16 protein-coding genes are annotated in these 21,182 nt (G+C 71.0%); 15 read left to right on the top strand and 1 reads right to left on the bottom strand.

The window, feature by feature from the left end; genetic code table 11:
• The 14 genes from IE308_RS35150 to IE308_RS35085 form a co-directional block, all read left to right on the top strand.
• Positions 1–1,900, top strand: a 1,900-nt coding sequence (locus IE308_RS35150) for a peptidoglycan D,D-transpeptidase FtsI family protein (RefSeq protein WP_190220980.1), incomplete at its 5' end; no start/stop codon positions are given.
• A gap of 199 nt (positions 1,901–2,099) precedes the next feature.
• Entirely contained in the window at positions 2,100–3,620 is a 1,521-nt protein-coding gene (locus IE308_RS35145; RefSeq protein ID WP_190220979.1) for a UDP-N-acetylmuramoyl-L-alanyl-D-glutamate--2,6-diaminopimelate ligase, read from the top strand.
• Between the two features lie 4 nt (positions 3,621–3,624).
• Entirely contained in the window at positions 3,625–5,040 is a 1,416-nt protein-coding gene (locus IE308_RS35140; RefSeq protein WP_110627616.1) for a UDP-N-acetylmuramoyl-tripeptide--D-alanyl-D-alanine ligase, read from the top strand.
• Positions 5,040–6,110 (top strand): phospho-N-acetylmuramoyl-pentapeptide-transferase, encoded by a 1,071-nt coding sequence (gene mraY, locus IE308_RS35135; protein WP_110636312.1) that lies wholly within the window; start codon positions 5,040–5,042, stop codon positions 6,108–6,110. The genes IE308_RS35140 and mraY overlap by 1 nt, the downstream gene beginning before the upstream one ends.
• Positions 6,092–7,525 (top strand): UDP-N-acetylmuramoyl-L-alanine--D-glutamate ligase, encoded by a 1,434-nt coding sequence (gene murD / locus IE308_RS35130; protein WP_190220978.1) that lies wholly within the window; start codon positions 6,092–6,094, stop codon positions 7,523–7,525. Before mraY ends, murD begins: the two co-directional genes overlap by 19 nt.
• Positions 7,526–7,545: 20 nt before the next feature.
• Positions 7,546–8,904: a putative lipid II flippase FtsW gene (gene ftsW, locus IE308_RS35125; RefSeq protein WP_190220995.1), complete on the top strand. Its 1,359-nt coding sequence runs from the start codon at positions 7,546–7,548 to the stop codon at positions 8,902–8,904.
• 6 nt (positions 8,905–8,910) lie between these two features.
• On the top strand, positions 8,911–9,999 hold the full coding sequence (murG, locus tag IE308_RS35120; RefSeq protein ID WP_110627614.1) for an undecaprenyldiphospho-muramoylpentapeptide beta-N-acetylglucosaminyltransferase: 1,089 nt from the start codon (positions 8,911–8,913) through the stop codon (positions 9,997–9,999).
• A 26-nt stretch (positions 10,000–10,025) separates the two neighbouring features.
• Complete coding sequence (locus IE308_RS35115) at positions 10,026–10,829, top strand: cell division protein FtsQ/DivIB (RefSeq protein WP_190220977.1); 804 nt, start codon at positions 10,026–10,028, stop codon at positions 10,827–10,829.
• Positions 10,830–11,118: 289 nt separating this feature from the next.
• Positions 11,119–12,321, top strand: coding sequence for a cell division protein FtsZ (gene ftsZ, locus IE308_RS35110; RefSeq protein ID WP_110627612.1), 1,203 nt, complete (start codon positions 11,119–11,121; stop codon positions 12,319–12,321).
• A 10-nt stretch (positions 12,322–12,331) separates the two neighbouring features.
• Positions 12,332–13,060, top strand: a complete 729-nt coding sequence (pgeF, locus tag IE308_RS35105; RefSeq protein WP_110627611.1) for a peptidoglycan editing factor PgeF — start codon at positions 12,332–12,334, stop codon at positions 13,058–13,060.
• Between the two features lie 6 nt (positions 13,061–13,066).
• A complete protein-coding gene (locus IE308_RS35100) occupies positions 13,067–13,786 on the top strand; it encodes a YggS family pyridoxal phosphate-dependent enzyme (RefSeq protein WP_190220976.1) in 720 nt (239 codons plus the stop codon).
• A gap of 129 nt (positions 13,787–13,915) precedes the next feature.
• The gene (locus IE308_RS35095) at positions 13,916–14,557 is read left to right on the top strand and encodes a cell division protein SepF (protein WP_110627609.1); all 642 of its coding nucleotides are present in this window, start codon (positions 13,916–13,918) and stop codon (positions 14,555–14,557) included.
• 50 nt (positions 14,558–14,607) lie between these two features.
• Positions 14,608–14,895 (top strand): YggT family protein, encoded by a 288-nt coding sequence (locus tag IE308_RS35090; protein ID WP_110627608.1) that lies wholly within the window; start codon positions 14,608–14,610, stop codon positions 14,893–14,895.
• A gap of 55 nt (positions 14,896–14,950) precedes the next feature.
• Positions 14,951–16,063, top strand: a complete 1,113-nt coding sequence (locus IE308_RS35085; protein ID WP_110627607.1) for a DivIVA domain-containing protein — start codon at positions 14,951–14,953, stop codon at positions 16,061–16,063.
• A gap of 164 nt (positions 16,064–16,227) precedes the next feature.
• Here the strand turns inward: IE308_RS35085 and ileS are convergent, their stop codons facing one another.
• Complete coding sequence (gene ileS / locus IE308_RS35080; protein WP_190220975.1) at positions 16,228–19,374, bottom strand: isoleucine--tRNA ligase; 3,147 nt, start codon at positions 19,372–19,374, stop codon at positions 16,228–16,230.
• Between the two features lie 607 nt (positions 19,375–19,981).
• On the opposite strand from ileS, the gene IE308_RS35075 reads away from it, so the two are divergent.
• A complete protein-coding gene (locus IE308_RS35075) occupies positions 19,982–21,157 on the top strand; it encodes a TraR/DksA family transcriptional regulator (RefSeq protein ID WP_190220974.1) in 1,176 nt (391 codons plus the stop codon).
• Positions 21,158–21,182 lie beyond the last annotated feature (25 nt).

The raw sequence follows: 21,182 nt of genomic DNA, 5'->3' as shown, positions 1-21,182 counted from the left end.
CCGCCCGCAGCGCCCGGGCCCCGGCGCCCGCCCGTCCCGCCGCCCCGCGCCGGCCCGGCCCGCCGCCTCCGGGCGCCCGCTGCGGCTCGGCAGCCCGCGGCCGCGGCTGCGCATGGTCGGCCTGGCGCTGACCCTGGTGATGTCCGCCTTCGTGGTCCGCCTGCTTCAGGTGCAGGCCGTCGACGCGAGCACGTACGCCGCCAAGGCCGAGCAGAACCGGTACGTCGTGCACACCCTGGCCGCCGAGCGCGGCGGGATCACCGACCGCACCGGCGTCGCCCTCGCGACCAGCGTGGACGCGTACGACATCACGGCCGACCCGACGATGTTCACCCGCAAGCAGCTGAAGATCGACGACGGTCCGGAGCAGGCCGCCGCGCTGCTCGCGCCCATCCTCGGCCAGGACCAGGCCGACCTTGTGGCGAAGCTGCGGCCCAAGGACAGGAACTTGCGCTACGTGCGCCTCGCGCTCAGCCGCACCCCGCAGGTGTGGACGCAGATCAAGGACCTCAAGCTCGCCCTCGCCACCAAGTCCGAGACCGACAAGAGCACGGTGAACGTGCTCGCCGGGGTCTTCGCCGACCCCAGCAGCAAGCGGGTCTACCCCAACGGCGACCTCGCCGCCGGGATACTGGGCTGGGTCAACGCCGAGGGCGTGGGCGGCGGCGGCATCGAGCAGCAGCTGAACAAGACCCTCGCCGGCAAGGACGGCAAGATCCGCTACGCCCAGTCCGGCGGCCGCCAGGTGCCCACCGCGGGCTCCACCGAGACGCCGGCCGTGCCCGGCAGCGACGTCGAGCTGACCATCGACCGCGACATCCAGTGGGCGGCGCAGAACGCCATCGCCGAGCAGGTGAAGAAGTCCAAGGCGGACCGCGGCTACGTCATCGTCCAGGACACCCGCACCGGCGAGATCCTCGCCATGGCCAACTCGCCCGGCTTCGACCCCGGCGACCTGGCCCACGCGGACCCCACGGCGCTGGGCAACGCGGCGCTCCAGGACGCCTACGAGCCCGGCTCCACCGCCAAGGTGATGTCGATGGCCGCCGTCCTGGAGGAGAACGCGGCGACCCCGCTGACCCACGTCGTCGTCCCCAACCGGCTGCACCGCGGCGACCGGCTCTTCCAGGACGACGTCGACCACGCCACCTGGTACCTCACGCTCAACGGCGTGCTCGCCAAGTCCTCGAACATCGGCACCATCCTGGCCACCGGCCAGCTCGGCAAGACGCAGTCCGAGGCGAACCGGGTCCTCTACTCCTACCTGCGCAAGTTCGGCATCGGCAGCTACACCGGCCTCGACTTCCCCGGCGAGACCAGGGGCATCCTGGCGGCGCCGGACAAGTGGTCGACCTCGCAGCAGTACACGATCCCTTTCGGCCAGGGCGTGTCCATCAACGCGATGCAGGCGGCGTCCGTGTACTCGACGATCGCCAACGGCGGCGTCCGCGTCGAACCCACCCTGGTGCGCGGCACGAAGGGGCCCGACGGCCGCTTCACGCCGGCCCCGACCCCCAAGAAGACGCGGGTGGTCAGCGCGAAGACCGCGAAGACGCTCGCCCAGATGCTGGAGTCGGTCGTCGACGACGAGGAGGGCACCGGCGCCAAGGCGCGCATCCCCGGCTACCGCGTCGCGGGCAAGACCGGTACGGCCAACCGTGTGGATCCGGCCACCGGCAAGTACCACGGCTACACCTCGTCGTTCGCCGGATTCGCCCCCGCCGACCAACCGCGCGTCACCGTCTACTGCGCCATCCAGAACGCCACCTCGGGCAGCTACTTCGGCGGTCAGATCTGTGGACCTGTCTACAAGCAGGTGATGGAGTTCGCCCTGAAGACGCTCCAGGTCCCGCCGACCGGGGCCAAGCCCGCGAACCTGCCCGTGGCCTACCAGCCCTGACCCGACCGTCCCGACCCCTCCGACCCGAACAAGCCCTGATCAGCGCGACCAGCCAGGAACACCCGTGACCATGATCACCCCCGAGCCCGGGAACCAGGGCACCCCCGGCCCCTCACTTCGCCCGCAGGCGGGTACGCCCGGTACGCTCACCGCCGTGCCACACGCTGATCAGTCCCAAACCACCCAGAAGGGCCAACCCGTGACATATCCGGGACCGCCCCGGCCGGTGCAGGTCTCCGCCACACCCCTCGCGGAGCTGGCCGACCAGCTGGGTGTCACCGCGCCGCAGAGCACCGCCGAGGTCACGGGCATCACCCATGACTCGCGCGCCGTCCGCCCCGGCGACCTGTACGCCGCGCTGCCGGGCGCCCGCGCGCACGGCGCCGACTTCGTCACCCAGGCCGCCGGCCTGGGCGCGGTCGCCGTGCTCACCGACCCCTCGGGCGCCGACCGCGCCGCCGCCACCGGCCTGCCGGTGCTGGTCGTGGACGACCCGCGCGGGCGGATGGGCGAGCTGGCGGCCACGATCTACGGTCACCCGGGCCGCGATCTGCTCCAGATCGGCATCACCGGCACCTCCGGCAAGACCACCACCGCCTACCTGGTGGAAGGCGGCCTGCGGACGGCACGGGCCACCGGCCTCATCGGCACGGTCGAGATGCGCATCGGCGACGAGCGCATCAAGTCCGAGCGCACCACGCCCGAAGCCACCGACCTGCAGGCCCTGTTCGCGGTCATGCGCGAACGCGGTGTCGAGGCGGTCGCCATGGAGGTCTCCAGCCACGCGCTGGTCCTCGGCCGCGTCGACGGCTGCGTCTTCGACATCGGCGTCTTCACCAACCTCAGCCCGGAACACATGGAGTTCCACTCCGACATGGAGGACTACTTCCGGGCCAAGGCGCAGCTGTTCACACCGCGGCGCAGCAAACGCGGCGTGGTCAACCTCGACGACGAGTACGGCCGCCGGCTCGCCCGCGAGGCGACCGTCCCGGTCGTCACCTACTCCGCCGAGGGCCACCCCGACGCCGACTGGCGCGCCGAGGACGTCGTGGTCGGCCCGATGGACTCGACGTTCACCGTGCTCGGCCCCGACAGGGTGCGGGTGCGCGCCAAGTCCCCGCTGCCCGGCCCGTTCAACGTGGCGAACACCCTCGCCGCGATCGTCGCCCTCGCCACGGCCGGCCTCGACCCGCAGGCCGCCGCCGACGGTGTCGCCGCCGTGCCGGGCGTGCCGGGCCGGCTGGAACGGGTGGACGCCGGGCAGCCGTACCTCGCGGTCGTCGACTACGCCCACAAGACCGACGCCGTCGAGTCGGTGCTCAAGGCCCTGCGCAAGGTCACCAAGGGCCGGCTGCACGTCGTCCTCGGCTGCGGCGGCGACCGGGACCAGACCAAGCGCGCCCCGATGGGCGCCGCCGTGGCGCGGCTCGCCGACACCGCCGTACTCACCTCCGACAACCCCCGCTCCGAGGACCCGCTCGCGATCCTCGCCACGATGCTCCAGGGCGCGGCGTCCGTGCCCGCGCACCAGCGCGGCGAGGTCGTCCTCTTCGAGGACCGGGCCGCCGCGATCGCCGCGGCCGTCGCCCGCGCGCACCCCGGGGACACCGTGCTCGTCGCGGGCAAGGGCCACGAGCAGGGCCAGGACATCGCCGGGGTGGTCCGTCCCTTCGACGACCGCCAGGTGCTTCGCGAAGCTATCCAGAAGACCCAGGGATGAACTTGTGATCGCCCTCTCCCTCGCCGAGATCGCAGCAGTCGTCGGCGGGCAGACGTACGACATACCGGATCCGTCGGTGCAGGTCACCGGGCCGGTCGTCCGGGACTCCCGTGAGGTGGTGCCCGGCAGCCTCTTCGTCGCGTTCCGCGGCGAGCGCGTGGACGGCCACGACTTCGCGCCGGCGGTCGTGGCGGCGGGCGCGGCGGCCGTGCTGGCCTCGCGACCGGTCGGCGTGCCCGCGATCGTCGTCGAGGACGTCCAGACGGCCCTCGGCGCGCTCGCCCGGCACGTCGTGACGAAGCTCGGCGCCACCCTCGTCGGCCTGACCGGCTCGGCCGGCAAGACCAGCACCAAGGACCTCATCGCCCAGGTGCTGCAGCGCAAGGCGCCGACCGTCTTCACGCCGGGCTCGCTCAACAACGAGATCGGGCTGCCGCTGACCGCCCTGTCCGCCACCGAGGAGACGAAGTTCCTCGTGCTGGAGATGGGCGCGCGCGGCATCGGGCACATCCGCTACCTCACCGAGCTGACCCCGCCGCGGATCGGCCTCGTCCTCAACGTCGGCTCCGCCCACATCGGCGAGTTCGGCGGCCGCGAGCAGATCGCGCAGGCCAAGGGCGAGCTGGTGGAGTCGCTGCCGTCCGCCGCGGAAGGGGGAGTCGCGGTCCTCAACGCCGACGACCCCTACGTGCGCGCCATGGCCTCCCGTACGAAGGCGAAGGTGGTCCTCTTCGGCGAGGCCGACGAAGCGGACGTACGCGCCGAGAACGTACGACTCACGGACAGCGGACAGCCCGCCTTCAGGCTTCACACACCCTCCGGTGCAAGCGATGTGACCATGCGCCTGTACGGTGAGCACCACGTGTCGAACGCGCTCGCCGCGGCCGCCGTCGCCCATGAGCTGGGCATGTCCGCGGAAGAGATCGCCACCGCGCTCTCCGAGGCGGGATCCCTCTCCCGGTGGCGCATGGAGGTCACCGAGCGCCCGGACGGCGTGACCATCGTCAACGACGCCTACAACGCCAACCCCGAGTCCATGAAGGCCGCTCTGCGCGCGCTGGTGGCCATGGGCAAGGGACGGCGGACCTGGGCGGTGCTCGGCAAGATGGCCGAGCTCGGGGACGAGGCGCTCGCCGAGCACGACGCGGTCGGACGGCTCGCCGTCCGGCTCAACGTCAGCAAGCTCGTCGCGGTCGGCGGCAGGGAAGCCGCATGGCTGCAACTGGGCGCATATAACGAGGGTTCGTGGGGTGAGGAGTCGGTGCACGTGTCCGACGCACAGGCGGCGGTCGACCTGTTGCGCAGCGAATTGCGCCCGGGAGACGTCGTACTCGTGAAGGCGTCCCGGTCGGTCGGGCTCGAGAGCGTGGCGCAGGCGCTGCTCGAGACCGGTGCCGAGGGTGAGGTCGCTGCCCGATGATGAAGCAGGTCCTGTTCTCAGGTGTCATCGGTCTGTTCCTGACCCTGGTCGGCACCCCGCTGCTGATCAAGCTGCTCGCGCGCAAGGGGTACGGCCAGTACATCCGCGACGACGGCCCGCGCGAGCACGCCAGCAAGCGCGGTACGCCGACCATGGGCGGTATCGCGTTCATCCTGGCGACGGTCGCCGCGTACTTCCTGAGCAAGGTCATCACCGGCTACCCGCCCACCTACTCGGGTGTGCTCGTGCTCGGCCTGATGGTGGGCATGGGCCTGGTCGGCTTCCTCGACGACTACATCAAGATCGTCAAGCGGCGTTCGCTCGGTCTGCGCGCCAAGGCGAAGATGGCCGGACAGCTGATCGTCGGCATCGCCTTCGCGGTGCTCGCCCTGCAGTTCCAGGACGCCCGCGGCAACACCCCGGCCTCCACCAAGCTGTCCTTCATCACCGACTTCGGCTGGACTATCGGCCCGGTGCTGTTCGTCGTCTGGGCGCTGTTCATGATCCTGGCGATGTCCAACGGCGTGAACCTCACCGACGGCCTGGACGGTCTGGCCACCGGCGCCTCCGTGCTCGTCTTCGGCGCCTACACCTTCATCGGCGTCTGGCAGTTCCAGGAGTCCTGCGCCAACGCGCTGACCCTGACCAACCCGGGCGCCTGCTACGAGGTGCGCGACCCGCTGGACCTCGCCGTCGTCGCCTCCGCGCTGATGGGTGCCTGCCTGGGCTTCCTGTGGTGGAACACCTCCCCGGCCAAGATCTTCATGGGCGACACCGGTTCGCTCGCGCTCGGCGGCGTTCTCACCGGCCTCGCGATCTGCTCGCGCACCGAGCTGCTGCTCGCCATCATGGGCGGCCTGTTCGTGCTGATCACCATGTCGGTGGTCATCCAGGTCGGCTCCTTCCGCCTGACCGGCAAGCGCGTCTTCCGGATGGCGCCGCTCCAGCACCACTTCGAACTCAAGGGCTGGTCCGAGGTCCTGGTCGTGGTCCGCTTCTGGATCATCCAGGGCATCTGCGTGATCGTCGGACTGGGCCTCTTCTACGCAGGATGGGCAGCGGACAAGTGACCTCCACGGTGTCCCCGGACTTCCAGGGCAAGCACGTCACCGTCGCCGGGCTCGGCGTCTCCGGCGTTCCGGCCGCGAAGGTGCTGCACGCGCGCGGGGCGGTCGTCACGGTCGTCAACGACGGCGACGACGCACGCGCGCGTGAGCAGGCGGCGGAACTGGAGGCGCTCGGCGTCACCGTCCGCCTCGGCGACGGCGACACCCTGCCCGAGGGCACCGAACTCATCGTCACCGCGCCCGGCTGGAAGCCGACGAAGCCGCTCTTCCAGGCGGCGGCGAAGGCCGGCATCGAGGTGTGGGGCGACGTCGAACTCGCCTGGCGGCTGCGCGGCCCGGACGCCGCGCCCTGGCTGTGCGTGACCGGCACCAACGGCAAGACGACCACCGTCCAGATGCTCGCCTCGATCCTGCGGGCCGCCGGACTGCGCACCGCCGCCGTCGGCAACATCGGCGTCTCCCTGCTGGACGCGGTCCTCGGCGACGAGCCGTACGACGTCCTCGCCGTCGAACTCTCCAGCTACCAGCTGCACTGGGCGCCCTCCCTGCGCGCCCACTCCGCGGCCGTGCTCAACCTCGCCCCGGACCACCTCGACTGGCACGGCTCCATGGAGGCCTACGCCGCCGACAAGGGCCGTATCTACGAGGGCAATCGCGTCGCCTGCGTCTACAACGTGGCCGACAAGGCCACCGAGGACCTGGTGCGCGAGGCCGACGTCGAGGAGGGCTGCCGGGCGATCGGCTTCACCCTCGGCACCCCGGGCCCGTCCCAACTCGGCGTCGTCGACGGCATCCTGGTCGACCGCGCCTTCGTCGAGAACCGGCAGAAGAACGCGCAGGAGCTGGCCGAGGTCTCCGACGTCAACCCGCCCGCCCCGCACAACATCGCCAACGCCCTTGCGGCGGCGGCCCTCGCGCGGGCCTTCGGCGTCCCGCCGCAGGCCGTGCGGGACGGGCTGCGGGCCTTCCGGCCGGACGCCCACCGCATCGCGCACGTCGCCGACGTCGACGGCGTGGCCTACGTCGACGACTCCAAGGCCACCAACACGCACGCCGCGGAAGCCTCGTTGGCGGCCTACGAGTCGATCGTGTGGATCGCCGGCGGCCTGGCCAAGGGCGCCACCTTCGACGAACTCGTCGCCAAGTCGGCGAAGCGGCTGCGCGGTGTGGTCCTGATCGGCGCCGACCGTGCCCTGATCCGGGAAGCCCTCGCGCGACACGCCCCGGAGGTACCCGTCGTCGACCTCGACCGGACCGACACTGGGGCGATGCTCCAGGCCGTCCAGGAGGCGCGGCGGCTGGCCGCCCCCGGCGACACGGTGCTGCTCGCCCCCGCCTGTGCCTCCATGGACATGTTCACCAACTACACCAAGCGCGGTGACGCGTTCGCGGAGGCGGTTCGCGAACTCGGCTCGTGACCGACGCAGCGGAGGCGCTGATGCCCAGTAGCCGTACCGGCCGGCCGCCCGTGCAGCAGCGGGCCGTCAGACGTCCCGCCGCCCCCCGGGCGCCGCGCGAGAACCCGGTCCGCCGGCTGCACACCCGGGCCCGCCGGGCCTGGGACCGGCCGCTGACCGCGTACTACCTGATCCTCGGCGGCAGCCTGCTGATCACCGTGCTCGGCCTGGTGATGGTCTACTCGGCCTCCCAGATCACCGCGCTGCAGATGTCGCTGCCCGGCTCCTACTTCTTCCGCAAGCAGCTGCTGGCCGCCGTCATCGGCGGCATCCTGCTGTACTCAGCCTCGCGGATGCCCGTGAAGCTGCACCGGGCGCTGGCCTACCCCATCCTCGCCGGTGCCGTCTTCCTGATGGCGCTGGTGCAGGTGCCGGGGATAGGGATGGCGGTCAACGGCAACCAGAACTGGATCTCGCTCGGCGGCTCCTTCCAGATCCAGCCCAGCGAGTTCGGCAAGCTCGCGCTCGTGCTGTGGGGCGCCGACCTGATGGCCCGCAAGCAGGACAAGAAGCTGCTGAACCAGTGGAAGCACATGCTGGTGCCGCTGGTGCCGGTCGCGTTCCTGCTGCTCGGGCTGATCATGCTCGGCGGCGACATGGGTACGGCGATCATCCTCACCGCTATCCTGTTCGGCCTGCTGTGGCTGGCGGGGGCGCCCACCCGGCTCTTCGTCGGCGTGCTGTCGGTCGCCTCCCTGATCGGTGTGATCCTGATCAAGACCAGCCCCAACCGGATGGCCCGGCTCGCCTGCATCGGCGCCACCGAGCCGCGCTCCGGGGGCGCCGACTGCTGGCAGGCCGTGCACGGCATCTACGCCCTCGCCTCCGGCGGAATCTTCGGATCCGGGCTCGGTGCGAGTGTGGAAAAATGGGGTGAACTCCCCGAAGCGCACACCGACTTCATCTTCGCCGTCACCGGTGAGGAACTGGGCCTGGCGGGGACGCTGTCGGTGCTCGCCCTGTTCGCGGCTCTAGGCTATGCGGGTATCCGCGTGGCCGGACGCACGGAGGACCCCTTCGTGAGGTATGCCGCGGGAGGCGTGACCACCTGGATCACCGCCCAGTCGGTGATCAACATCGGTGCGGTGCTCGGCCTGCTGCCGATCGCCGGTGTCCCGCTCCCGCTGTTCTCCTACGGAGGGTCCGCCCTGCTGCCGACCATGTTCGCCATCGGGCTGCTGATCGCCTTCGCGCGCGACGAGCCCGGTGCGCGGGCGGCGCTTGCGATGCGGCAACCGCGCTTTGGTAGAAAGCGGGGGGCCGGGGGCTCTGCGGGGCCCAGGAGATGGAACACGATGCGACGGCGCGTCTCGGCGGCGCGTTCGTCCGGAGAGCGGTGAATTTCGGTGCATGTCGTACTCGCCGGCGGGGGCACCGCGGGCCACATCGAGCCCGCGCTCGCCCTCGCGGACGCCCTGCGCAGGCAGGACCCCACCGTGGGGATCACGGCCCTGGGCACGGAGCGCGGTCTGGAGACCCGGCTCGTCCCGGAGCGCGGCTACGAGCTGGCGCTGATCCCGGCCGTACCGCTGCCGCGCAAGCCCACCCCCGAGCTGATCACCGTCCCGGGCCGGCTGCGCGGCACGATCAAGGCCGCCGAGCAGATCCTGGAGCGCACCAAGGCGGACGTCGTGGTCGGCTTCGGCGGTTACGTCGCCCTGCCCGGCTACCTGGCCGCCAAGCGCCTCGGTGTGCCCATCGTGATCCACGAGGCCAACGCCCGGCCGGGCCTGGCCAACAAGATCGGCTCGCGGTACGCGGCCCGGGTCGCCGTCTCCACCCCGGACAGCAAGCTGCGCGACGCCCGCTACATCGGCATCCCGCTGCGCCGTTCCATCGCCACGCTGGACCGGGCGGCGGTGCGTCCCGAGGCCCGCGCCGCCTTCGGGCTGGACCCCAACCTGCCCACGCTGCTGGTCACGGGCGGCTCACAGGGCGCCCGCCGGCTCAACGAGGTCGTCCAGCAGGTCGCGCCCTGGCTGCAGCAGGCCGGGATCCAGATCCTGCACGCGGTCGGCCCGAAGAACGAACTGCCGCAGGTCCACCAGATGCCGGGAATGCCCCCCTACATCCCGGTAAGTTACCTGGACCGGATGGACCTCGCGTACGCCGCGGCCGACATGATGCTCTGCCGCGCGGGCGCGATGACCGTCGCCGAACTCTCCGCCGTCGGACTCCCGGCCGCCTACGTCCCGCTGCCCATCGGCAACGGCGAACAGCGGCTGAACGCCCAGCCGGTGGTGAAGGCCGGCGGCGGCCTCCTCGTCGACGACGCGGACCTGACGCCGGAGTGGGTGCAGCAGAACGTCCTTCCCGTGCTGGCCGACCCGCACCGGCTGTACCAGATGTCCCGCGCCGCCGCCGAGTTCGGCCGCCGGGACGCCGACGAGCTGCTCGTCGGCATGGTGTACGAGGCGATCGCCTCGCGCCGCTAGGACCGTATGACGAAAGGGCAGGGGCTGTGGCCGGACCCACCACCGCCGAGCGCGGTGCACGCCAGCAGGAGTCGTCCGGCCCGCCCCTCGTCCGCCGGTTCCGGAGACTGGGGCCGCGACGGCTTCGTACGATCATCATCCTCGCGCTGGTCCTGCTGTTCCTCGGACCCGGCACCGTCTGGGCGTTGTACGGCTCGACGTGGCTGCGCGTGGAGCGGGTCTCGGTCTCCGGCACCCGCGTCCTCACCCCCGCCCAGGTGCGCGAGGCGGCCGACGTGCCCGTCGGCGCGCCGCTGATTTCCGTCGACACCGACGGGATCGAGGCACGACTGCGCCGGAAATTGCCCCGAATCGACACAGTTGATGTGGTCCGGTCCTGGCCGCACGGAATCGGGCTGAAAGTGGTCGAGCGCACTCCGGTTCTGCTGGTGGAAAAGGGCGGAAAGTTCGTGGAAGTGGACGACGAAGGCGTCCGTTTCGCCACGGTTTCTGACGCCCCGAAAGGTGTGCCGCTGCTCGAATTGGCCGTGACGCGCTCGGGATCGGCCGCCGCGAGCCTGCGCCGCTTCGGCATGGACCGGCTGGTGCGCGAGGCGGTCGCGGTCGCCGGCGCCCTCCCGCCCGCCGTGGCCCATCGGACCCGCCTGGTCAAGGTCCGTTCCTTCGACGACATCTCGCTGGAGTTGGGCGACGGCCGCACGGTGGAGTGGGGCAGCGCCGAGAAGGGCCGCGCCAAGGCCCGTACCCTCACCGCGCTGATGAAAGCGGCACCCGGTGCGGACCACTTCGACGTGAGCGTCCCCACCGCCCCCGCGTCATCGGGGAGTTGACGCACATCAGCGCAGGCCAGCACCCTGGTTGGGCACCGCTACGGCTGATCACATAGGGTGAAAAGAAAAACGGGAGGTTCGGCGTGTTCGTTGAACGTGCGCCACTTGTCGACTTAGTGTCCTGTTCAGAAGACTTCAGCGAACAGACACACTGGTAACCCTAAACTTCAGCGTTAGGGTTCGGGTCGGCGATTCGGACCGTCCCATTCGGCATCAGTCGACGGAGCGCGGGCGCGCAGCGCGCACCAGCGAACCGGCGACACGTAACTCGAGGCGAGAGGCCTTCGACGTGGCAGCACCGCAGAACTACCTCGCAGTCATCAAAGTCATCGGTGTCGGCGGCGGTGGTGTCAATGCCATCAACCGGATGATCGAGGTCGGTCTCAAGGGCGTCGAGTTCATCGCCATCAACACCGACGCACAGGCGCTGTTGATGAGCGACGCCGACGTCAAGCTCGACGTCGGCCGCGAACTCACCCGCGGACTCGGCGCCGGAGCCAATCCGGCCGTCGGCCGCAAGGCCGCCGAGGATCACCGCGAGGAGATCGAGGAGGTCCTCAAGGGGGCCGACATGGTCTTCGTGACGGCCGGTGAAGGCGGCGGCACCGGCACCGGCGGCGCGCCCGTCGTGGCCAACATCGCGCGCTCCCTCGGCGCCCTCACCATCGGCGTGGTCACGCGCCCGTTCACCTTCGAGGGGCGGCGCCGCGCGAACCAGGCGGAGGACGGCATCGCCGAGCTCCGCGAAGAGGTCGACACCCTCATCGTCATCCCCAACGACCGGCTGCTGTCCATCTCGGACCGCCAGGTCTCGGTCCTGGACGCCTTCAAGTCGGCTGACCAGGTCCTGCTCTCCGGTGTCCAGGGCATCACCGACCTCATCACCACCCCCGGCCTCATCAACCTCGACTTCGCCGACGTCAAGTCGGTCATGTCCGAGGCCGGTTCGGCCCTCATGGGCATCGGCTCGGCCCGCGGCGACGACCGCGCGGTGGCCGCGGCCGAAATGGCGATCTCCTCGCCGCTGCTGGAGGCGTCCATCGACGGCGCCCGCGGCGTCCTGCTCTCCATCTCCGGCGGCTCCGACCTCGGCCTGTTCGAGATCAACGAGGCCGCCCAGCTGGTCAGCGAGGCCGCCCACCCCGAGGCCAACATCATCTTCGGCGCGGTCATCGACGACGCCCTCGGCGACGAGGTCCGGGTCACCGTGATCGCGGCCGGCTTCGACGGCGGCCAGCCCCCGGCCCGCCGGGACACCGTCCTCGGCTCGGCCTCCTCCTCCGCGCCCCGCCGCGAGGAGCCCGCCCCGGTCCGGCAGCCCGAGACCCGCCCGACCTTCGGCTCGCTCGGCAGCGTGACCCCGAAGGAGGAGCCGGAGCCCGCGCCCGCTCCCGAGCCCGCGGCCGACATCCCGGTCGCCCCGCCCATCCCGCAGACGCGCTACTCGGACAGCGCGGCCGAGGAGCTGGACGTACCGGACTTCCTGAAGTGATCCTTCTGACGTGATAGGACAGCGCGAGAGCGTGAGCGGCGCGCACTTCGCCTTCACCGACCGGTGGGGCGGGGTGAGCGCCGCTCCGTATGAGGAGCTCAACCTCGGCGGGGCGGTCGGTGACGACCCCGGCGCCGTGACGGCCAACCGGGAGCTGGCGGCCAAGTCGCTCGGGCTCGACCCGGCCCGGGTGGTCTGGATGAACCAGGTGCACGGCAATGACGTCGCGGTGGTCGACGGGCCGTGGGGGGAGGACCCGGTACCGCGGGTCGACGCGATCGTCACCGCCCGGCGCGGTCTCGCCCTCGCCGTCCTCACCGCCGACTGCACCCCGGTCCTGCTCGCCGACCCGGTCGCCGGCGTCGCCGCCGCGGCCCACGCGGGCCGGCCCGGCATGGTCGCCGGGGTCGTCCCCGCCGCCGTACGCGCGATGATGGACCTGGGTGCCGACCCGTCCCGGATCGTCGCCCGCACCGGACCCGCGGTGTGCGGCCGGTGCTACGAGGTGCCCGGGGAGATGCGCGCCGAGGTCGCCGCCGTCGAGCCGGCGGCGCACGCCGAGACGAGCTGGGGCACGCCGGCGGTCGATGTGACTGCCGGGGTGCACGCGCAGCTCGCACGGCTCGGGGTGCACGACCGGGAGCAGTCGCCGGTGTGCACGCGGGAGTCGGGCGACCACTTCTCGTACCGCCGCGACCGCACCACGGGGCGGCTCGCAGGCTACGTCTGGCTGGACTGATAGGGCATGACGGACCGTAAGGACGAACTCGCCGGAAACCTGGCGAAGGTGGAACAGCGCATCGCCGACGCGTGCGCGGCCGCGGGGCGCGCCCGCGACGAGGTGACCCTGATCGTGGTCACCAAGACCTACCCGGCGAGCGATGTGCGGATCCTGTCGGAACTCGGTGTGCGGCACGTGGCCGAGAACCGGGACCAGGACGCCGCCCCCAAGGCCGCCGCGTGCGCGGATCTGCCCCTTGCCTGGCATTTCGTGGGTCAGTTGCAGACCAACAAGGTGCGCTCGGTGGTCGGTTATGCCGATGTCGTGCAGTCCGTCGACCGTTCCCGGCTGGTCACCGCCCTGTCCAAGGAGGCGGTGAAGGCCGGGCGCGAGATCGGCTGCCTCCTCCAGGTCGCGCTCGACGCGGGGGTGAGCGGCCGGGGCGAGCGGGGCGGGGTGGCCCCCGGGGGAATCGAAGAGTTGGCCGACCTCGTCGCCGGCTCGCCGGGGCTGCGGCTCGACGGTCTGATGACCGTCGCCCCCCTCACCGGTGAGTACGCGGGGCGCCAACGGGCTGCGTTCGAGCGGTTGATGGATTTGTCGACTGACCTGCGCCGGGCCCATCCGGCTGCGAACATGGTCTCGGCAGGGATGAGTGCGGACCTCGAGGACGCCGTGGCGGCCGGGGCGACACATGTGCGCGTCGGCACCGCGGTACTCGGAGTCCGCCCCAGGCTCGGGTAACGTCGCCAAGAAGTCGGACCACAGCAGAAAATATGGTCATTACCGCCGAAAGGCGCGCAGAAGGACCACGTGGATCGCAGGCACTTGGCAGTCGTCAGCCGATCCACCACAGAGCGGAGGACTCAGAGCATGGCCGGCGCGATGCGCAAGATGGCGGTCTACCTCGGCCTCGTGGAGGACGATGGGTACGACGGCCGGGGGTTCGACCCCGATGACGACTTCGAGCCCGAACTGGACCCGGAGCCCGAGCGGGACCACCGTCGCCACGAGGTGTCCCACCAGTCGCACGGCGCACATCAGTCCCAAAGGGACGAAGAGGTACGTATCGTGCAGCCGCCCGCGCCCCGGGAGCCGGTGGCCCGGTCCGCTTCGCTACCCGCGGAATCCGGACGCCCGGCGCGCATCGCGCCCGTGGCATCCATCACACAAGAACGTCAGTCCCTGGAGAAGAACGCACCGGTGATCATGCCCAAGGTCGTGTCCGAACGAGAGCCTTACCGGATCACCACGCTTCACCCGCGGACCTACAACGAGGCCCGTACCATCGGGGAACACTTCCGTGAGGGCACCCCGGTGATCATGAATCTGACTGAGATGGATGACACAGACGCGAAGCGACTTGTCGACTTTGCGGCCGGTTTGGTGTTTGGTCTTCACGGCAGCATCGAGCGGGTGACGCAGAAGGTGTTCCTGTTGTCGCCTGCTAACGTCGATGTCACGGCGGAGGACAAGGCCCGCATCGCAGAAGGCGGGTTCTTCAACCAGAGCTGAGACGCACGACCGGAACGCAGTACGAAACAGGGGAGAGGGAAGCACCAACCATGAGCGTGTTCGCGCAGGTGATCTACATCGCGCTGATGGTCTTCCTCATCGTGCTCATCTTCCGGTTGGTCATGGACTACGTGTTCCAGTTCGCCCGCTCGTGGCAACCCGGCAAGGCGATGGTGGTCGTCCTGGAGGCCACCTACACTGTCACCGATCCACCGCTGAAGCTTCTGCGGCGGTTCATCCCGCCGCTGCGTCTCGGGGGCGTGGCGCTCGACCTGTCCTTCTTCGTACTGATGATCATCGTCTACATCCTGATCTCGATCGCGCAGAGCTTCGTGTGATGAGGGTGGACGATACGGTCTTGCCGACTGCCGATGACTACGTTGAGGTGAAGAGATGCCGTTGACCCCCGAGGACGTGCGGAACAAGCAGTTCACGACCGTCCGCCTCCGAGAAGGCTATGACGAGGATGAGGTCGATGCCTTCCTCGACGAGGTCGAAGCCGAACTGACGCGCCTGCTCCGGGAGAACGAGGACCTGCGCGCCAAGCTGGCCGCGGCCACGCGCGCTGCTGCCCAGAACCAGCAGAACATGCGCAAGCCTCCGGAGCCTCAGGATCAGCAGCAGCAGGGCATGCGAGGTCCGGGCGCCCCGGTGCCCGCCGGGATATCGGGCCCGCCGCAGCAGCAGATGGGCGGCCCCATGGGAGGCCCGCCCCAGCTGCCGAGCGGTGCCCCGCAGCTGCCCGCCGGTCCCGGTGGTCAGGGCGGTCCGCAGGGTCCCGGCCCGATGGGTCAGGGTCCGATGGGCCAGGGCCCGATGGGCGGCCAGCCGCCCATGCAGCAGCAGATGGGTGGCCCGATGGGCGGCCCCATGGGCGGTCCGATGGGCGGCCCCGGTCAGGGCCCCGGCGGCGACAGCGCCGCCCGTGTCCTCTCGCTGGCCCAGCAGACCGCCGACCAGGCGATCGCCGAGGCCCGCTCCGAGGCCAACAAGATCGTGGGTGAGGCGCGTTCGCGTGCCGAGGGTCTGGAGCGGGACGCCCGCGCCAAGGCCGACGCGCTGGAGCGGGACGCGCAGGAGAAGCACCGCGTCGCCATGGGCTCCCTGGAGTCCGCGCGCGCCACGCTGGAGCGCAAGGTCGAGGACCTGCGCGGCTTCGAGCGCGAGTACCGCACGCGTCTGAAGTCGTACCTGGAGTCGCAGCTGCGTCAGCTGGAGACCCAGGCCGACGACTCCCTCGCCCCGCCGCGCACCCCCGCGACGGCCTCCCTCCCGCCGTCCCCGGCGCCCTCGATGGCCCCGGCCGGCGCGAGCAGCCCGTCGTACGGCGGCAACCAGACCATGGGCGGCTCGCCGGCCCCCTCTGCCCCGTCCTACGGCGGCCAGCAGCAGATGAGCCCGGCGATGACCCAGCCGATGGCGCCGGTGCGGCCGCAGGGTCCGTCCCCGATGGGCCAGGCGCCGTCCCCGATGCGCGGCTTCCTCATCGACGAGGACGACAACTGAGCACCGCGAGCGGTGTGTAGTACGCCATAGGCGTCGGCAGCGTCACAGGGCGGGGCCCCTGGACTTCGGTCCGGGGGCCCCGCCCTGTTTTACGCGGGTTGCGGACGAAAGAAGGGCCCGGCCTCCCCGCGGGGAGACCGGGCCCCTTCCCGGTTCTGCGGCGCTCAGACCTTCCGCAGCCGGAAGGTCAGCGACAGCCCCTCGTCGGTGAACGGCTCACCGAAGCCGTCGTCGCCCTCGCCCTGCGCGAAGTCCGTCGCCAGCACCTCGTCGGCGATCAGCGCGCTGTGCTCGGCCAGCGCGGCGACCGTCGCCGGGTCGGTGGCCGTCCACCGCAGGGCGATCCGGTCGGCCACGTCCAGGCCGCTGTTCTTGCGGGCCTCCTGGATCAGGCGGATCGCGTCACGGGCCAGGCCCGCCTGCCGCAGCTCCTCCGTGATCTCCAGGTCGAGCGCGACCGTCGCGCCGGAGTCGGAGGCGACCGACCAGCCCTCGCGCGGCGTCTCGGTGATGATCACCTCGTCCGGGGCCAGCTCGACCGTCTCGCCGTCGACCTCGACCGTCGCCCTGCCCTCGCGCAGCGCGAGGGACAGCGCGGCGGCGTCGGCGCCCGCGATGGCCTTGGCCACGTCCTGGACCCGCTTGCCGAACCGCTTGCCCAGCGCCCGGAAGTTGGCCTTCGCCGTGGTGTCGACCAGGCTGCCGCCGACCTCGCTCAGCGACGCCAGCGCCTCGACGTTCAGCTCCTCCGTGATCTGCGCGTGCAGCTCGGGGGAGAGGGTCTCGAAACCGGTGGCCGCGATGAGCGCGCGCCTGAGCGGCTGACGCGTCTTGACGCCGGACTCCGCGCGCGTGGCGCGGCCCAGCTCGACGAGCCGGCGCACCAGCACCATCTGCTTCGACAGCTCCGGGTCGATCGCGCCGAGGTCGGCCTCCGGCCAGGACGCCAGGTGCACCGACTCGGGCGCGCCCGGCGACACCGGCACGATCAGGTCCTGCCACACCCGCTCGGTGATGAACGGGGTGATCGGCGCCATCAGCTTGGTGACGGTCTCCAGCACCTCGTGCAGCGTGCGCAGCGCCGCCTTGTCGCCCTGCCAGAACCGGCGGCGCGAACGGCGCACGTACCAGTTCGACAGGTCGTCGACGAACGCCGACAGCAGCTTGCCGGCGCGCTGGGTGTCGTACGCCTCCAGCGCCTGCGTCACCTGGTCGGTGAGCGCGTGCAGCTCGCTCAGCAGCCAGCGGTCCAGCAGCGGGCGGTCGGCCGGGGCCGGGTCGGCCTCGCTCGGCGCCCACGCGGATGTGCGCGCGTACAGGGCCTGGAAGGCGACCGTGTTCCAGTAGGTGAGGAGCGTCTTGCGGACGACCTCCTGGATGGTGGTGTGGCCCACGCGGCGCGCCGCCCACGGGGAACCGCCGGCCGCCATGAACCAGCGGACCGCGTCCGCGCCGTGCTGGTCCATCAGCGGGATCGGCTGCAGGATGTTGCCCAGGTGCTTGGACATCTTGCGGCCGTCCTCGGCGAGGATGTGACCGAGGCAGACCACGTTCTCGTACGACGACTTGTCGAAGACGAGCGTGCCGACGGCCATCAGCGTGTAGAACCAGCCGCGGGTCTGGTCGATCGCCTCGGAGATGAACTGCGCCGGGTACCGGCTCTCGAACAGCTCCTTGTTTTTGTACGGGTAGCCCCACTGCGCGAACGGCATCGAACCGGAGTCGTACCAGGCGTCGATGACCTCCGGCACGCGCACCGCCTGAAGCGTGCAGCCTTCGTGGGTGCAGGTGAAGGTGACGTCGTCGATGTACGGGCGGTGCGGGTCGAGGCCGGACTGGTCGGTGCCGGTCAGCTCGGTCAGCTCCGTGCGGGAGCCGACGCAGGTGAGGTGGCCCTCCTCGCAGCGCCAGATCGGCAGCGGGGTGCCCCAGAAGCGGTTGCGGGACAGCGCCCAGTCGATGTTGTTGGTCAGCCAGTCGCCGTAGCGGCCGTGCTTGACCGTCTCCGGGAACCAGTTGGTCTTCTCGTTCTCCGCGAGGAGGCGGTCCTTGATCGCGGTGGTGCGGATGTACCAGGACGGCTGCGCGTAGTAGAGGAGCGCGGTGTGGCAGCGCCAGCAGTGCGGGTAGCTGTGCTCGTACGGCAGGTGCTTGAAGAGCAGGCCGCGCTCGCCGAGGTCCGCGGTGAGCTTCTCGTCGGCCTTCTTGAAGAAGATCCCGCCGACCAGCGGCACGTCCTCGGCGAAGGTGCCGTCCTGGCGGACCGGGTTGACCAGCGGCAGGTCGTACGCCTTGCAGACGCGCAGGTCGTCCTCACCGAAGGCGGGGGACTGGTGGACCAGACCCGTGCCGTCCTCGGTGGTCACGTACTCGGCGTTGACCACGAAGTGCGCCGGAGCCGGGAACTCCACCAGCTCGAACGGTCGTTGGTAGGTCCAGCGCTCCATCTCGGCGCCGGTGAAGGTCTGGCCCGTGGTCTCCCAGCCCTCGCCGAGCGCCTTGCCGACCAGCGGCTCGGCGACGACGAGCTTCTCCTCGCCGTTCGTCGCGACGACGTAGGTGACCTCGGGGTGCGCGGCGACGGCGGTGTTGGACACCAGGGTCCAGGGGGTGGTCGTCCACACCAGGAGGGCGGCCTCGCCCGCGAGCGGACCGGAGGTGAGCGGGAAACGGACGTAGACGGACGGGTCGACGACCGTCTCGTAGCCCTGCGCCAGCTCGTGGTCGGACAGGCCGGTGCCGCACCGCGGACACCAGGGCGCGACGCGGTGGTCCTGGACCAGCAGGCCCTTGTTGAAGATCTCCTTCAGCGACCACCACACGGACTCCACGTACTCGGGGTCCATGGTCCGGTAGGCGTCGTCGAGGTCGACCCAGTAGCCCATGCGGGTCGTCAGCTCGGCGAAGGCGTCGGTGTGCCGGGTCACGGACTCGCGGCACTTGGCGTTGAACTCGGCGATGCCGTACGCCTCGATGTCCTGCTTGCCGGAGAAGCCCAGCTCCTTCTCGACCGCCAGCTCCACCGGGAGGCCGTGGCAGTCCCAGCCGGCCTTGCGGCCCACGTGGTAGCCGCGCATGGTGCGGAAGCGGGGGAAGACGTCCTTGAAGACGCGCGCCTCGATGTGGTGGGCGCCGGGCATGCCGTTGGCGGTGGGCGGGCCCTCGTAGAACACCCACTCGGGGCGGCCCTGGGACTGCTCCAGGCTCTTGGCAAAGATCTTCTGCTCGCGCCAGAACTCGAGCACCGCGTGCTCGAGCGCGGGCAGGTCGACCTGGGCGGGCACCTGGCGGTACGTCGGCGCTGTCGTCATCAGCGATCTTCCTCCGGCGGACTTGCTGCCTTCCGTCGGAGGGACGAGAGCTGTGTCGTGCCTTGCGCCGGTCGGTTCGGCGCGCTCCCGCGGTACCACCCTCCTTGGCCCTCCGGTGTGCCGTACACACCGGTGAGCCCCCTCATTGGGGTCGCGATGCCGGTTCTACTCACCGGGGCGCTGGGCCCTGCGGCTTTCTTCCGGCGGCTCCGGGGTGATCTTCACGTCGCGCTCGCCCCCGGGCTCACACCGTCCCCGGGTCGCTCTGGGCTGCGTACGCCGCTACTCGTCCCCATCCACGCTTTTCGCTCCGCCCAGTGTACGGCGCCGCGGGGGCAGCGGCGGACCGGTTTTCCGGTGCCGGGGACCGGGCGGCGGGCGGGGCGGGGGATGCCCCGAATGGGCAGGTGCGCGGCTTCCGGTTCGGGGACGGCCGGCGGGGCGGCATACCCGGCGGGGAGCTGGGCACAACGCATGCAGGCTCTGCGCGTGTCGTGCGCGAGGCGGGCGAATCGGGCGGTGTGCCCCGTTGCCGCGGGACTCGAGTCGATTTATCGTCCCAGCACGATTCGCGAGCAAGATCACAATATGTGAAGGGGCCGCGGCCATGGTGGCGAAGAAGACCGCCGTACAGCAGTCGGCGTCCGGCAGTTCCACACGTGCCGGTGCCGCCGGCGGCGGTGGTGCGGCCAAGGATGCCGGCGCGAAGAAGAGCACGCGGGAGGGGGCGGCGGCGCGGGCGGCGAAGCCGGTGAAGACGGCGAGGACGGTGGGCAGGGCCGTTGGCGGGGCGGTCGCGAAGAAGACCGCCGCGGAGACTCCGGCTGACGCGGGCGGGACGAGGGCCCCCGCCAGGAAGTCGGCCGAAGCGGGGAAGAAGACGGCCGTGAAGAAGGCCCCGGCGAAGAAGAGCGCGGCGGAGAAGACCGCCGCAGCCGGGAAGAAGACGGCGGCCCCGGCCAAGAAGGCTCCGGCGGAGAAGGCCGTGGCCAAGAAGGCCGTGGCGAAGAAGGCACCGGCCAAGAAGGCTGTGGCCAAGAAGACCGCGGCCAAGAAGACCGCGGCCAAGAAGACCGCGGCCGAGACGGCTGCGGCCAAGGAGAGCACGGCCGGGCAGGTGGCCCCCGCCAAGAAGAGCGCGGCGGTGAGAACCGCCGCGAAGCGCGCCCCGGCGGGCGGCGTCGGGAAGGGCTCCGGCGGGAAGGCATCGGCGGAGAAGAGCGGCGCCGCGCAGGGCACCGGCGCGCAGGGCACGGTTGACACAGCGGGTGCGGCGCAGGCCGCCGAGCAGACGGGAGCCACGACGGTGGTTGCGAAGAAGACTCCTGGCACGGCCACGGCGGCCACCACCGCCGTGCCCAAGGCACGTGTCGCCGCGGCGGAGCCCGGCGAGCTCGCTGTGCGCCCCGGCGAGGATCCCTGGACCCCGGAGGAGGTCGAGGAGGCCCGCGCCGAGCTGCTGGCCGAGGCCACCCGCCTGCGGGACGAGATCGCCTCGTCGGAGGCGTCGCTGGTGGGGCTGATGCGGGACTCCGGGGACGGGGCCGGCGACGACCAGGCCGACACCGGGACCAAGAACATCACGCGTGAGCACGAGATGGCGCTCGCAGCCAACGCGCGCGAGATGCTGGAGCAGACCGAGCGCGCCCTGGAACGGCTGGACGCGGGTACCTACGGCCTGTGCGAGAACTGCGGCAACCCCATCGGCAAGGCCCGCATGCAGGCCTTCCCGCGGGCGACCCTGTGCGTGGAGTGCAAGCAGAAGCAGGAACGCCGGTACTGAGCAGGTGGGCGTGTCGGGGCGTGCC

Origin of the sequence: Streptomyces griseosporeus, assembly GCF_014656055.1 — a bacterium.
GTDB classification, from domain to species: Bacteria; Actinomycetota; Actinomycetes; order Streptomycetales; family Streptomycetaceae; genus Streptomyces; species Streptomyces griseosporeus.
Note: the sequence above shows the minus strand (reverse complement) of the source record. Positions and strands in the feature narration are given on the sequence as shown.